This is a genomic window from Pseudarthrobacter sp. As-47, from assembly GCF_058215595.1.
Window position 1 is genome coordinate 360,486 of sequence record NZ_CM177088.1, and the last position, 12,982, is coordinate 373,467.

The following is a 12,982-nucleotide window of genomic DNA, read 5'->3' on the forward strand; positions in this document are numbered from 1 at the left end:
CGAAGAGCAGGTGCACGGCGGAGCTCTTCGAAAACCGACACAGTGAGCAGGCGGACTATGAGCGACACAGACAAGCAGAAGGACCAGCCAAAGGATCCCCGGGGCGGCTACCACTCCGGACCGTTCCCGGAGCAGGAGCAGAAGCAACCCGGGCTCACGGCGCCGATGGACCCGAAGCCTGACCACGGGGAACTGAGCTACGAGGGGCACGGCAAACTCCAGGGCAAGGCCGCCCTCATCACGGGCGGCGATTCCGGAATCGGCAAGGCCGCCGCGATCGCCTTCGCGCGTGAGGGCGCCGACGTAGCCATCTCCTACCTTCCGGAAGAGGAAGAGGACGCGCAGGACACCGCGGACTGGATCCGCAAGGCCGGCCAGCGGGTCCTGCTGTTTGCGGGAGACGGCCGGGAAGAGGATTTCAGCACCCGCATCGCTGAGGAAACCGCGTCCGGATTCGGCCGGCTGGACGTGGTGGTCCTGAACGCCGCGTACCAAAAGAACCGCGAAAGCCTGGAGTCGCTGCCCACCGAGGAATTCGACCGGGTCTTCAAGACCAACCTCTACTCCCTGCTGTGGACGGCGCGGGCCGCGGTACCCCATTTGAAGCCGGGCGCGTCCATCATCACCACGGCATCGATCCAGGCTTTCAACCCGTCCCCGGCGCTGATCGACTACGCCATGACCAAGGCCGCCCAGGTGGCGTTCACCAAGGCGCTGGCACAGGAACTCGGGCCCAAGGGCATCAGGGTCAACGCCGTAGCCCCCGGGCCCATCTGGACCCCGCTGATCCCGGCAACGGAATGGCCGGACAAACTCCCCACGTTCGGCCAGGACACGCCACTGGAACGGGCCGGCCAGCCGGCCGAGCTCGCGGCCGCCTATGTGCTGCTGGCCTCCGAGGACGGCTCCTACATTTCCGGGGCAGTGCTGCCGGTAACCGGCGGCAAGGGCCTCTAACGCTGTATCCACGCCAGCAGGACAGCTTCATCCGAACCGACAACAGGAGGAAATCATGACGCAGGAAAACCAGCATGCCCAGCCCGAATCGGACCCGGGCGGCTACGGCACTCCCACCGCCGAGCAGGAGATGGGCGGATCCCAGGCGCCAGTGAACGGTTCCGGCGCGGGCGGCGCCGACACCAACGAGCCGCAGTCCGATCCGGAGGCGGATCCCGTGCCCCGCGACGTTGATCTTCCCTCCAGCGCCGCCGAGATTGATGAGTCCAACGACGACTCTCAGGGCTCGGCCCCGGTCTCGTCCGAGTCCGGCCAGGAAGCCGCCGGCCTTCCGGACGGCAGCGGCAACGACCTGCCCGAGGAGAAATCACCGAACGACGACGGCGGCGAGAGCTTCGACGCCGGGTAACGGGACGGCTGCCGCTCCCTGGGGGCGGTAACCGCCGTCCCTGGAGGCCTCCGCGGCGTGGTTCCCTGCGAACCACGCCGCGGAGGCCTTTTTCATGTCGGGGGGGCGCCTGCGATGCCGTGTGTCCACGGTGTGAACCCCGCAGGCCGGAACGCACTGCCCCTCCCTTGAAACGCGCTGGAGACGTATTCTTAGAAAGAGGTTTTGCAGTAGGCCGGAGCGCTTCAACCAAGGCGTAAATCATGGCGGCTGAACCCGCAGCGCAGCTCGGCTGGGGACCCCTTCCAGTACCCCCGGAACAGGTGTTCGACAGCAAGGACGTCGAAACGTACCTCTGGGAAGTCACCCGTGACTTCATGGCGGACATCAGGGGCGAGCAGCGCGGCATCAGCTGGGCGGCCACGCTCTTCCGCCTGGGACAGGCACACACCGTCGCCGCCAGCACCGAGAGAGCACTCGAAGCAAACCAGGAACAGTGCTCCTTCGCTGACGGACCGGCCCTCGAAGCCCTCCGTACCGGCGAATTCGTGCTGCTGTCCGACGTCAGCCGGGACCGGCGCTGGCCCGGGTACGCCAGCGCGGCCGCCGGCCATGGGGTCCAGTCGCTCCTGTCCATGCCGATCGCCTCCGAAGGCGCGACGAGCGCCGCCATCAACCTCTACGCCGCCGTCCCGCACGCCTTCAGCAGCGACGACCTACTCCGAAGCCGCAGCTACGCGCACCATGTGGCCCGGGCCCTGCGTGTTGTGGTGCGCACGGCCGAACGCGCCGAGGCCAAAGCGGGCATCGCCGTCGTGCAAAGCTCCCTTGTCCTGGTGGACCTGGCGGTGCGCAGCCTCATGGACGAGTACGGCCTCAGCCGCGAGGGGGCACTGCGGTTCCTGCAGACACAGGCGGTGCACCACGAACTCGACCTGCGCGATGCCGCGCTGAACGTTGTTGCGCCTGGTCCCGGGAGGGAGAACCCCATGCCCGGGGAGCCCGGCAGGGAGCCCTCCGGGCTCAGGCAAGGAACGCCCGACGGCGTCGCGGACTTCCGCCTGCTGCCCCCAGCCGAGCTGGAGCAGGAGGAACAGCCCCGCCGGCGGAGGGCCGGGCGGGGCAAGGACGCATCCCGCACCGCGGAAGGGAGGACGGCATGACAACGCCGAAGCAGGAGCAGTCGCCCGGCCGGCCGGTTGGCCTGGATATGGCAAGCCCGGCGGAACAGGCTCCTGGACCAGGGCATCACCCGTGGCACCGCTATGTGGCACTCGGCGACTCCTTCACGGAGGGGGTGGGGGATCCCGAGCCCAAGAACCAGGGCGGGCTGCGGGGCTGGGCTGACAGGGTGGCCGAGGAACTCAGCGCGGGACAGCCGGATTTCGCCTATGCCAACCTCGCGATCCGGGGCCTGCGGCTGCAGCAGATCCTGGATCAGCAGGTGGGGCCGGCGCTCGCCGCACAGCCTGACCTGGTGACGCTCTCCGCCGGCGGCAACGACATTGTGTTCCGCCGCAGCGATCCGGACAAGCTGGCCGAGAAGATCGACGCCGGAGTGGAGCAGCTCACCCGTTCCGGGGCCACTGTGGTCCTCTTCGCCGGTCCCGACTGGGGCGCCACACCGGTCTTCGGCCAGATACGCGGCAAAGTGGCCATCCTCAACGAAAACCTGCACGTGGTGGCCGCCCGGCATAACGCTGTGATGGTTGACCTGTGGTGCCTGCGTGACCTCACCAGGCCCGGCATGTGGGACCCTGACCGCCTGCACTTCTCCCCGCTGGGCCACCACACCATAGCCTTGGGAGTGCTGCAGGCGCTGGCCGTTCCCCACAGCCTTGAACCCTTGCAGCCCAAGGCGCTCCCGCCCCGCAACTGGAAGGAAGCCCGGGCCAAGGACATCGCCTGGGCCCGCGAATACCTCGTACCCTGGGCAATCCGCCAGGTCAGGCACCCCGCGGAGGCCCCGCTGGTTCCCAAACGTCCCCGTCCCGGGCCCGTCTTCGGGCATGGGCATCTGCAGGCAGTCCATCCTCCGGGACTGCCTGCCGAGCCCTTGTCCCTGAAGGAGGCCTAGCTAGCGCTTTTTCGGGGCGCGCCGGGCGGCAGCGTTCCCCGCTGCCTTGGCCTGGGGAGGAAGCCCCGCCGGCTCGGTTTCGGGCTCGGCCGCCGTGCCCCGGGCCTTCGCGATGGCCTTCATGCCGTGGTAGATCACCAGGGCCGCTGCTGATCCCAGTGCGATGCCGGTGAACTTCAGGTCACCGATGGTCCAGGTGTAGTCCGCGATGCCGATGATGAGTGCCACGGCGGCGGTGGTCAGGTTCACCGGGTTCGAGAAGTTCACCCTGTTCTGCACCCAGATCTTCACGCCGAGGATACCGATCATGCCGTACAGCATGGTGGCCGCGCCGCCCAGCACACCGGGCGGGACGGTGGCGATGAGTTCGCCGAACTTGGGGGAAAAGCTCAGGACGATGGCGAAGACGCCTGCCACCCAGTAGGCCGCCGTCGAGTAAACCTTGGTGGCGGCCATGACGCCGATGTTTTCTGCGTACGTGGTGGTGCCGGAGCCGCCGCCGAAGCCGGCCAACACCGTGGCGGCGCCGTCAGCCATCAGCGCCCGGCCGGACACGCCGTCGAGGTTCTGGCCGGTCATGGCGGCTACGGACTTGACGTGGCCGATGTTCTCCGCAACCAGGACCAGCACCACGGGCACGAACAGGCCCAGGACACCCACATGGAACTCGGGAGTCTGGAACTGTGGCAGGCCCACCCAGGCCGCAGCCTCCATCTTGTCGTAGCTCACTTCGCCGCGCAGCATCGCCACAAGGTAGCCCACCACCACGCCCACCAGGATGCTGAGGCGGCCCAGGATCCCCCGGAACAGCACGCTGACCAGGATGATGGTGGCCAGGGTGACCACGGCGGTGACGGGGGCGGCGTCGAAATTCTGCTTGGCCGCCGGTGCGAGGTTGAGCCCGATCAGCGCCACGATGGCACCGGTGACGATGGGCGGCATCAGCCGGTTGATCCAGCCCGCGCCGAACTTCTGGACGATGGCGCCCACCAGGGCCAGGGCCGCGCCGGCCAGGACCACGCCGCCCAGCGCTCCCGGCACGCCGAACTGCTGCTGGGACGCCATGATGGGTGCGATGAACGCGAAGCTTGAGCCGAGGTAACTGGGAACCCGGCCCTTGGTGATCACCAGGAAGAGCAGCGTTCCGATGCCGGAGAAGAACAAAGTGGTGGCAGGGGGCATGCCGGTGATGATGGGCACCAGGAACGTGGCGCCGAACATGGCCACCACGTGCTGCATGCCCACGCCGATGGTCAGCGGCCAGGCCAGGCGCTCATCGGGGGCCACCACGTGCCCCGGCTTGATGGACTTGCCTGTGCCGTGCAGCTTCCATTTGATTCCGAGCATGCTCATGGGCGGAGGCCTTTCGGGGGCTTTCGGGGATGCCGCGGAGGGCGGAGATTAACTGGGACAAGGATACCGCCCGCGCCCTGCCCACGGACCGTTGTGTCCGATGTCACGGGCCGTCACGGGAAGAGGACACCGCTGGTTGAAGTTGCAACCATGGAAAGCAACGACGCCGGCCCCGACGCAAACGGGGAGGCACAGCGAAAGGTACGCCAATGACCATTGCCCATGAAGAAGCGGTTATCGATCCGGCCGCCGTCGACGCTATTTTCGCGCAGGCCCGCACCGCCAACTCGTTCACCGGAGAGGTGACCGACGAGCAGGCGCAGGCCATCTACGAGCTCACCAAGTTCGGCCCCACCGCTTTCAACTCCCAGCCGCTGCGCGTCACCTATGTCCGCTCGGACGAAGCCCGCGCCAAGCTTGTTGACGCCCTCATGCCAGGCAACCGCGCCAAGACCGCCTCCGCCCCGCTGGTGGCCATCCTCAGCTATGACACCAACTGGGCGGGCCAGTGGGACACCTTCCTCCCCGGCTACAACGCCCCCAAGGCCATGTACGACGCCAACCCGGAACTCGCCGCCGCCACGGGCAACAACAACGCGCACCTGCAGGCCGGCTACTTCATCCTGGCCGTACGCTCCCTCGGGTTCTCCGCGGGCCCCATGACCGGAGCCGACTTCGGTGCCATCGATGAGGCGTTCTTCCCCGCGGGTGACCAGAAGAGCTTCCTGGTGGTCAACATCGGCCAGCCCGCCGCAGACGCCTGGGGCGAGGCCAAGCCCAAGTTCTCCTACGAGGATGTCGTCCGCACCGTCTAACCCCCAACCCCCGGGACGCTCTCTCACTTAATGCAGCTTTTTGGCCATCGCTCTCTCATGCGTGAGAGAGCGATGGCGGTTAAAGGGCATTAAGTGAGAGAGCGTTGGGCCGCGGGGGAGTGGCACACTGGGCGGATGCGGAACTTCGTCCTCGTCGCGTTCGTGGAGCCGGTGGCTGAAGGCCAGGTCTTTCCGCGGACGCACTGGCCCCTGCACATCACACTGCTGAGGTTCGACGTCGATGACGCCGTCGCCGAACAGGTTGCCGCGCTCGCCGGGCCACCTGCGGAGAAGGCACTGGGCGCCGCACTGACGGTGGCGGAGGACGCGGGGTTCGGCCGGAACGGCTCCGTGCCCGTCAGCCTTGTCCGGCCGCAGCCGGACCTGCAGGCACTGCACGGGCAGTTGGCCGCGGCAGTCGAAAGCGCCGGCGGCAGGATCCTCACTCCGGCCCACACCAGGTCCGGCTACCGGCCGCACATCTCCCACCTGCACGGCCGCCGCCTGCGTCCGGGCGACACCCTGGTGCTTGACCGGGTGGCGCTGGTGGACATGGCGCCGGACGGTGACCGCACCGTCCGGCGCATCCTGCAGCTCTGGAGCCTGCCGGAAACCGGGGCAGCTAGGCGATAACGCTGTCCACGAGGGCCTTGGCTTCCGCCTGGACCTGCTTGAGGTGCTCCTCGCCCTTGAACGACTCGGCGTAGATCTTGTAGACGTCCTCGGTACCGGACGGCCGGGCGGCGAACCAGGCGTTCTCCGTAACCACCTTCAGCCCGCCGATGGACGCGCCGTTGCCGGGCGCCTCGGTCAGCTTGGCCAGGATGGGTTCCCCGGCCAGGCTGGTGGCGGTGACGTCCGACGGCGACAGCTTGCCGAGTGCCGACTTCTGCTCCCGCGTGGCTGCTGCGTCAATGCGCGCGTAGACGGGGGCGCCGAACTGGTCCGTCAGGCCCTTGTAGAGCTGGGACGGGGACTTGCCGGTGACCGCCGTGATTTCCGAGGCGAGCAGGGCCAGCAGGATGCCGTCCTTGTCCGTGGTCCAGACGCTGCCGTCCAGCTTGTTGAAGGAAGCGCCGGCCGATTCCTCGCCGCCGAAGGCGCCCTCCCCGGAGAGCAGGCCGGGCACGAACCACTTGAAGCCGACCGGGACCTCCACGAGCTTGCGGCCCAGGCTCTGGGCTACCCGGTCGATGATGGAGGACGACACCAGGGTCTTTCCCACCACGGAGGCCGGGTTCCAGCCGCTGCGGTTGCGGTAGAGGTAATCGATGGCGACGGCGAGGTAGTGGTTCGGGTTCATCAAACCACCCACTCCATCGACAAGGGGCGTGACGATGCCGTGCCGGTCGGCGTCGGCATCGTTGCCGGTGGCGACGTCGTAGGCTGCCGTCCCGTCCGCACCGGCAGCCATCCGCTGGATCAGCGAGGCCATGGCGGCCGGGGAGGAGCAGTCCATCCGGATCTTCTCGTCCCAGTCCAGGGTCATGAAAGCCCACTGCGGATCCACCGTGGGGTTCACCACGGTGAGGTCCAGGTGGTGGCGCTCGCCGATCTCGCCCCAGTAGTCCACGGAGGCACCGCCCATGGGGTCGGCGCCAATCCGCACGCCGGCGTTGCGGATGGCATCCAGGTTCAGGACGGAGGGAAGGTCGTCCACGTAGCTGCTGAGGAAGTCGAACTTGCCGGTGGTGTCCGCAGCCTGGGCGTCGGCCAGCGGGATCCGCTTCACCCCGCGCAGCCCGTTCTCCAGGAGTTCGTTGGCGCGGTTGGCGATCCAGCCGGTGGCATCGGAATCGGCAGGCCCGCCGTGTGGGGGGTTGTACTTGAAGCCGCCGTCGGCCGGCGGGTTGTGGCTTGGCGTGACAACGATGCCGTCTGCCTGCGGGGCGCCGGCGCCGGCATTCCGGTTGTAGGTGAGGATTGCGTGGCTGAGCGCCGGCGTGGGGGTGTAGCCGTGGCGGGCGTCAACGAGGACCTGGACGCCGTTGGCTGCCAGGACCTCGAGCGCGGAGTTCTGCGCGGGCTCGCTGAGGGCGTGCGTGTCCTTTGCCAGGAACAGCGGCCCGGTGATGCCCTGCCCCGCCCGGTACTCCACGATGGCCTGGGTGATGGCAACGATGTGTTGCTCGTTGAATGACGCCTTCAGGCTGGAGCCGCGGTGTCCGGACGTGCCGAAGGCCACGCGCTGGCCGGGATCACCGAGATCGGGCGTGATGTCGTAATACGCGTCAAGGAGCGCAGTGATGTCAACAAGGTCCTGGGGTTGGGCAACTGTGCCCGCGCGGCTAGCCATGCCACCAGCATGCCAGACAGGGACCTGAGTCAAAACGATCCGTCCGGAATGCGGCCACTGTGTCCGGCCTGTGACGGAAGATCGTCATCAAACGAGTAGTCAACCTGAGTACAGACCCCACCAAAGTACTTATATACCGGCCGCTGCACGCCCTGTTACTTTCGAAAAAGTCGGGGAATTCATCCGAGAGCAAGGCACGACGGCGGCCCCCCGCCGTCGTCCTTCCGGCAGGGAAGCAGGGGCGGCCATGGGGGCAGGAGACGGGAAAGCCGAGCAGTCCAAGCTGGCCGCCGAAAGGGTGGCCAGGCTCAAGCGCCGGCTGGACGAGGCCGAAGGCGCCACAAAGCCCTGGGATGCGGATGCCGTCAGCGAGAAGGTGGTTGCGGACAAGCTTGGCGAGCTGGTCCCGCGGGGCTGGTACGTGCTCCATGACGTGCACTGGCCCGGCCGGCCGAAGGCCAGCCTGGACCACGTCCTCGTGGGGCCTGGCGGTGTAGTGGTGGTCGACTGCAAGAGCTGGACCGGCGAGGTGCGGGTGTTGTCCGGGGTGCTCTGGCAGGGCCGGTACGCACGGACGCAGGCGGTGGAAGGCGCCCTGGCCCAGTGTGCCGCGGTGTCGTCCGTGGTGTCGCCGCCGTACCGGCGGCTGGTCCGCCCGCTGATCTGCATGGCCGCCCAACCGGACCTGTTTGGGGTGACCGCGTCGGACGTGGCCGTGGCCGGCACGCAGCGTGTGGTGGGTGCCATCGAGGCACTGCCCCAGGTGCTGGACCAGCAGGCCGTGGCAGGGCTGTACGCACAGCTGGGCCAGGACCTCACCCATGAGCAGGAACCGGGCATCATGGCGTTCCGGCACGTCCGCCCGGGCACGGTGGTTCCGCCCGCGGCGCCACCGGCGAATGCCGGAGCTCCCGCTGCCAGGTCGGGTTCGTCAGTGCGGCCGGCAGTCCGGGGCAACCCTTCGGCCGCCGGGGCGGGGGAAGGCTACCGTCCAGCGGGCCACCGCGCGGCTCCAAAGGCCCGCCGGCACGGTACCGGCGGCGCCGGACGATTGGCCCTGCTTGCGGCGTTCGTCATCTTTGCGGTGTACATCCTTCCCTATTGGGGGCAATAGATCCGCCCCTGGGCCGGGGGTAGGCTGGAACCACAATTCCTAGGGGGAACCATGTCTGACCAGCCCAGCCAGCGGCCCGAATCCGGCCAGCCCGACTCCGGCCAGCCCGACTCCAGCACGCCGTCCGGCCTTGAACCGCCCCGTTTCGTGCCGCCCTACGGCAGCCAGTCGCCCTCCGCGCCGACCTTCGGGCAGGGCAGCTACGGGCAGGATGGCCGTGGGAGTGGCTACGGGCAAGGCACGCATAGCGGACCCGGCCAGTACGGCGGTGCCTACGGCCAGCCGCCGAGCCCGTACAACCAGCAGCCCGCCCCTTTTGGCCAGCCGGCAGGCCCGTACGCCCCGCAGGGGTATTACGGCATGCAGGCGGAGCCCAAGACGCTGAGCATCGCCAGCATGGTGTGCGGCATCGCCTCGGTGATCATGGGCTGGCTCCTGCTCCCGCAGATTGCAGCAATCATCACCGGCCACATGGCGCTCAAACGCGAACCGGCCGGCAGGGGCATGTCCATTGCCGGGCTGGTCCTGGGCTACCTGTGCCTCCTGGGCTACGGCGCGTTCTGGCTGCTGGCCATCATCGGCCTGGCGATCGCCAGTTCCACCAGCGGACCCACGTACACGTTCTAGGGCCGCTCACCCCATCACATGGGCGCCTGTGATCACATGAACGCCTGTGTTGGCGGGATGTTGTGATTGAGGCGGAAGAGGTTGTGGGGATCATAGCGGTCCTTGAGGGCTGCCAGGCGCCGGAACTTCTCCGGCCCGTAGGCCGCGCGGGCGGCGTCCGCGTCCCTGGGCCCCGCCTCGGCGCCCAGGAAGTTGACGTATTCGCCGTGCTCCGCGAACGGCTGCATAAGCCCGTAGGCCTTGCGGGCGAACGCGGTCAGCCGCTCGTCCTCGCTGGGGTCCCGCCAGAAGCCGTAGACATTGAGCCAGTAGCGGGCAGAACGGTTGGGGAACGCCGTTGCATCCTCCGGCACCCGTCCGAACGCCCCCTCCATGTGGTGGATGTCAATGCCGGTACCTTCCCATGCCAGCTCGGAGGCGAAGCCCAGCAGGACATCCACTGACTCCCCGTCGAGGCGGGAGAAGGAGACGTTCTTCCAGTAGCCGCGGGAACCTTTGGGAAACACGCTGTCCATGGCGCTCTGCCAGTCAAGCCAGGAGGTAGGGCCGATTTCCTCTTGGTCGGGCGGCGCGGCGGCCCGGAGCTGGTCAACCAGGGCGAGCCCTGCCTGCTGGTCCTCTGCCACCCACGCGAATCCTATGATCATCCACGGGTCGCTGCCCATCCCGAACTCTTCCGGGAAGACCAGGAACGAGGTGATGGGGTTCATCCCGTCCGGCAGGTCCCGGGTCCAGCCGGCAAAAGCCAGGAGGGCGTTGCGCCAGTGTTCGGGCCGGTAGAACAGGTTCCCTCCCAGCGGCTGGGGCGGCAGGGGCCGGGCGCGGAAGGTGAAGGAGGACGCCACCCCGAAGTTTCCGCCGCCGCCGCGCAGCCCCCAGAACAGCTCAGGATTCTCCTGCATGCTGGCGCGCAGGTGTTCCCCGGTGGCGGTGACCACGTCCACGGATTCCAGGTTGTCCAGGGTCAGGCCGTTGGAGCGTGTCAGCCAGCCCACGCCGCCGCCGAGGGCAAGTCCCGCCACGCCTGTTCCGCTGATCACTCCGAGCGGGACGGCAAGGTTGTATGCGGCGGTTGCGTGGTCGACGTCGGCCAGGGTGGCTCCGGGTTCCACGGTCACCAGCCTCCTCCCGGCGTCCACGTGCACGTGCTTGAGCGGTCCCAGGTCCAGGACCAGCCCGCCTTCAACACTGCCGTGTCCGGCGATGTTGTGCCCCCCGCCACGGACGGCCAGCGCCAGGCCGCTGCGCCGGACGGCATCCAGCACGGCGTCAATGTCGGCTATCGCTCCGGCGCGGACGACGGCGCGTGGCCGGAGATCGATCATGCCGTTCCATACCCGCCGGGCTTCGTCGTACAAGGGATCATCCGGCTCGATCAGGGAACCCGACAGCCTGGCGCGCAGCCCGTGCAGCGCCTGCTGTATTTCCGGTTCCCGGTTGGTGTCATGGACTGTGGACATCATCAGTGCTTCCGCTAAGGGTCTGGGCCCTGTGCAATATGAGGGGAAGTGAGAGGCTCCGGGGCACCTCGACGGAAGGAATACCTGCAAGCACCAGGGGGCAGGCTCAGGTGATGTCCAGATTTTAGGATCGCCGAAGGGCCCGGTCAACAGCTTTTTGGCGGCCTGGCCCGTCGACTGCGCGGCCGCCTGCCAGGGGAGTGCAGTTAGCGGAGCAGCTCCACGTCCGAGACCAGCTCGATGTGGGCCAGCATGGCCTCCGCCGCCCCCTCAGCGTCCTGGCTCCGGATGGCATCGGCAATCTTGCGGTGCGAGGCGAGCGACTGCCCGGGCCTTGCAGCCACCGTGACCGCCGGGGCGAAGTAGCATGCCGACGACGGAAAAGGTGCGGCACCTGGGCGCGGCTGAACTGCTGGACAACGTGGTGGACCGCGGTTCCTTCGTTTCCTGGGATGCGCCGGCACGGGAACCCGAGGTCTCCGCAGAGTACTTCCGCGACCTGGCAATAGCCCGGGAGCGGAGCGGGACCGACGAGTCCGTGATCACGGGCGCCGGGCTCATCAGGGGGCGCCGGGTGGCGGTGATCGTCAGCGAATTCTCCTTCCTGGCCGGCTCCATCGGCCACGCCGCGGCGGAGCGGATCGTAGCCGCCGTCGAACGGGCCACCGCCGAGGGGCTGCCGCTGCTCGCCGGGCCCGCCTCCGGCGGCACCCGCATGCAGGAAGGGACACTGGCCTTCCTGTCCATGGTGAAGATCACCGGGGCCGTCCGGGCCCACCGCCAGGCCGGGCTGCCGTACCTCGTCTACCTGCGGCACCCCACCACCGGCGGCGTCATGGCCTCCTGGGGATCCCTGGGCCACATCAACGTGGCCGAACCCGGGGCACTGCTGGGGTTCCTCGGCCCCCGGGTTTACGAGGCGCTGTACGGGGAGGCTTTCCCTGCAGACGTGCAAACTTCGGAGAACCTGTTCAGCAAGGGACTGATCGACGGCGTTGTGGAGCCCGGCCAGCTTGCCGGCCTGGTGGCCCGGGCCCTGGACATCCTGTGCGGGGAGAAGGCCGCCCTTCCGCAGGCGCCTGCCACGCTCGCGGTGCGGCCCGCTGCTGCGGACGCCTGGACCTCCATCGGCATTTCCCGGCATCCCCGGCGTCCCGACCTGAGGCAGCTCCTGAAATTTGGTGCCGTCGATGCGCTGCCGCTCAACGGGACGGGCCAGGGGGAGAAGGACCCCGGGCTGCTGCTGGCCCTGGCGCGCTTCGGCGGGCAGTCCTGCATCGTCCTGGGCCACGCCCGCCCGCTGCGCAAGGCCGCCGCCGGCATGGGCCCCGGTTCACTGCGGGAAGCCCGGCGCGGCATGAAACTTGCGGAGGAGCTGAGGCTGCCGCTGCTCACCGTCATCGATACTGCGGGTGCGGCGCTCTCGCAGGAGGCGGAGGAAGGCGGACTGGCAGGAGAGATTGCGCGGTCCCTGCACGAACTCATCGGGCTGGCCGCGCCGTCAGTCTCGGTGCTGCTGGGCCAGGGGTCCGGGGGAGGGGCGCTGGCGCTGCTGCCCGCGGACAGGACCATCGCGGCACAGCACAGCTGGCTGTCCCCCCTGCCTCCCGAGGGTGCCAGTGCCATCGTGCACCGCACCGTGGAGCATGCACCCGCGATGGCCCAGGCGCAGGGGGTGAATGTGGCGTCCCTTTATGCCCACGGCCTGGTGGACCACATCGTGGACGAGCGCGATGACGCCTCGCTGGAACCCCGTGAGTTCTGCGTGCGGATGGCCCGGGCCATCGAATACGAGCTGGCGTCGATCGCCGGTCTTCCCGTGGATGGGCTCATCGCCGCGCGGTCAGCGAAGTACCGCAACCTCGGCGCGCGGTGAGCTGACCGCGCACCGCGGA

General features: G+C 68.3%; 13 protein-coding genes. 9 read left to right on the forward strand and 4 right to left on the reverse strand.

What is annotated here, in order from left to right:
* Positions 1-57: 57 nt before the first annotated feature.
* The 4 genes from AC4BCK_RS01690 to AC4BCK_RS01705 all read left to right on the forward strand — a co-directional run bounded on the left by AC4BCK_RS01690 (position 58) and on the right by AC4BCK_RS01705 (position 3,422).
* Entirely contained in the window at positions 58-957 is a 900-nt protein-coding gene (locus tag AC4BCK_RS01690) for an SDR family oxidoreductase (RefSeq protein WP_174178984.1), read from the forward strand.
* A gap of 55 nt (positions 958-1,012) precedes the next feature.
* Positions 1,013-1,366 carry a hypothetical protein gene (locus tag AC4BCK_RS01695; protein WP_174178982.1) on the forward strand — a complete coding sequence of 118 codons (354 nt, stop codon included), beginning with the start codon at positions 1,013-1,015 and terminating at the stop codon, positions 1,364-1,366.
* 242 nt (positions 1,367-1,608) lie between these two features.
* Positions 1,609-2,508 (forward strand): GAF domain-containing protein, encoded by a 900-nt coding sequence (locus AC4BCK_RS01700; RefSeq protein WP_251420799.1) that lies wholly within the window; start codon positions 1,609-1,611, stop codon positions 2,506-2,508.
* Between the two features lie 47 nt (positions 2,509-2,555).
* A complete protein-coding gene (locus AC4BCK_RS01705; RefSeq protein ID WP_174179058.1) occupies positions 2,556-3,422 on the forward strand; it encodes an SGNH/GDSL hydrolase family protein in 867 nt (288 codons plus the stop codon).
* Here the strand turns inward: AC4BCK_RS01705 and AC4BCK_RS01710 are convergent, their stop codons facing one another.
* The gene (locus AC4BCK_RS01710) at positions 3,423-4,775 is read right to left on the reverse strand and encodes a uracil-xanthine permease family protein (RefSeq protein WP_251420801.1); all 1,353 of its coding nucleotides are present in this window, start codon (positions 4,773-4,775) and stop codon (positions 3,423-3,425) included. It lies immediately after the preceding gene.
* A 209-nt stretch (positions 4,776-4,984) separates the two neighbouring features.
* On the opposite strand from AC4BCK_RS01710, the gene AC4BCK_RS01715 reads away from it, so the two are divergent.
* Together AC4BCK_RS01715 and AC4BCK_RS01720 are read left to right on the forward strand one after the other, a co-directional pair.
* The gene (locus AC4BCK_RS01715; protein ID WP_174178976.1) at positions 4,985-5,590 is read left to right on the forward strand and encodes a malonic semialdehyde reductase; all 606 of its coding nucleotides are present in this window, start codon (positions 4,985-4,987) and stop codon (positions 5,588-5,590) included.
* Positions 5,591-5,725: 135 nt separating this feature from the next.
* Entirely contained in the window at positions 5,726-6,223 is a 498-nt protein-coding gene (locus AC4BCK_RS01720) for a 2'-5' RNA ligase family protein (protein ID WP_490566511.1), read from the forward strand.
* On the opposite strand, the gene pgm is transcribed toward AC4BCK_RS01720, so the two are convergent.
* Positions 6,213-7,886 (reverse strand): phosphoglucomutase (alpha-D-glucose-1,6-bisphosphate-dependent), encoded by a 1,674-nt coding sequence (gene pgm, locus AC4BCK_RS01725; protein WP_400619309.1) that lies wholly within the window; start codon positions 7,884-7,886, stop codon positions 6,213-6,215. The genes AC4BCK_RS01720 and pgm overlap by 11 nt on opposite strands.
* A gap of 247 nt (positions 7,887-8,133) precedes the next feature.
* Between pgm and AC4BCK_RS01730 the strand changes: the two genes are divergently transcribed.
* Together AC4BCK_RS01730 and AC4BCK_RS01735 are read left to right on the forward strand one after the other, a co-directional pair.
* Positions 8,134-9,000 carry an NERD domain-containing protein gene (locus tag AC4BCK_RS01730; protein ID WP_490566512.1) on the forward strand — a complete coding sequence of 289 codons (867 nt, stop codon included), beginning with the start codon at positions 8,134-8,136 and terminating at the stop codon, positions 8,998-9,000.
* Between the two features lie 51 nt (positions 9,001-9,051).
* Positions 9,052-9,627, forward strand: coding sequence for a DUF4190 domain-containing protein (locus AC4BCK_RS01735; RefSeq protein ID WP_363936788.1), 576 nt, complete (start codon positions 9,052-9,054; stop codon positions 9,625-9,627).
* Between the two features lie 32 nt (positions 9,628-9,659).
* Here the strand turns inward: AC4BCK_RS01735 and AC4BCK_RS01740 are convergent, their stop codons facing one another.
* Both AC4BCK_RS01740 and AC4BCK_RS01745 read right to left on the reverse strand, forming a co-directional pair.
* On the reverse strand, positions 9,660-11,087 hold the full coding sequence (locus AC4BCK_RS01740; protein ID WP_490566888.1) for an FAD-binding oxidoreductase: 1,428 nt from the start codon (positions 11,085-11,087) through the stop codon (positions 9,660-9,662).
* Between the two features lie 206 nt (positions 11,088-11,293).
* Positions 11,294-11,431, reverse strand: coding sequence for an FCD domain-containing protein (locus AC4BCK_RS01745; RefSeq protein ID WP_251420810.1), 138 nt, complete (start codon positions 11,429-11,431; stop codon positions 11,294-11,296).
* A gap of 23 nt (positions 11,432-11,454) precedes the next feature.
* Here AC4BCK_RS01745 and AC4BCK_RS01750 point away from each other — a divergent pair, with 23 nt between their 5' ends.
* The gene (locus tag AC4BCK_RS01750) at positions 11,455-12,963 is read left to right on the forward strand and encodes a carboxyl transferase domain-containing protein (protein ID WP_174178967.1); all 1,509 of its coding nucleotides are present in this window, start codon (positions 11,455-11,457) and stop codon (positions 12,961-12,963) included.
* Positions 12,964-12,982 lie beyond the last annotated feature (19 nt).

Coding starts and splice junctions, on each gene's coding strand:
- AC4BCK_RS01690 (WP_174178984.1), top strand. CDS start 58: ATGAGCGACACAGACAAGCAGAAGGACCAGCCAAAGGATCCCCGGGGC.
- AC4BCK_RS01695 (WP_174178982.1), top strand. CDS start 1,013: ATGACGCAGGAAAACCAGCATGCCCAGCCCGAATCGGACCCGGGCGGC.
- AC4BCK_RS01700 (WP_251420799.1), top strand. CDS start 1,609: ATGGCGGCTGAACCCGCAGCGCAGCTCGGCTGGGGACCCCTTCCAGTA.
- AC4BCK_RS01705 (WP_174179058.1), top strand. CDS start 2,556: ATGGCAAGCCCGGCGGAACAGGCTCCTGGACCAGGGCATCACCCGTGG.
- AC4BCK_RS01710 (WP_251420801.1), bottom strand. CDS start 4,775: ATGAGCATGCTCGGAATCAAATGGAAGCTGCACGGCACAGGCAAGTCC.
- AC4BCK_RS01715 (WP_174178976.1), top strand. CDS start 4,985: ATGACCATTGCCCATGAAGAAGCGGTTATCGATCCGGCCGCCGTCGAC.
- AC4BCK_RS01720 (WP_490566511.1), top strand. CDS start 5,726: ATGCGGAACTTCGTCCTCGTCGCGTTCGTGGAGCCGGTGGCTGAAGGC.
- pgm (WP_400619309.1), bottom strand. CDS start 7,886: ATGGCTAGCCGCGCGGGCACAGTTGCCCAACCCCAGGACCTTGTTGAC.
- AC4BCK_RS01730 (WP_490566512.1), top strand. CDS start 8,134: ATGGGGGCAGGAGACGGGAAAGCCGAGCAGTCCAAGCTGGCCGCCGAA.
- AC4BCK_RS01735 (WP_363936788.1), top strand. CDS start 9,052: ATGTCTGACCAGCCCAGCCAGCGGCCCGAATCCGGCCAGCCCGACTCC.
- AC4BCK_RS01740 (WP_490566888.1), bottom strand. CDS start 11,087: ATGTCCACAGTCCATGACACCAACCGGGAACCGGAAATACAGCAGGCG.
- AC4BCK_RS01750 (WP_174178967.1), top strand. CDS start 11,455: ATGCCGACGACGGAAAAGGTGCGGCACCTGGGCGCGGCTGAACTGCTG.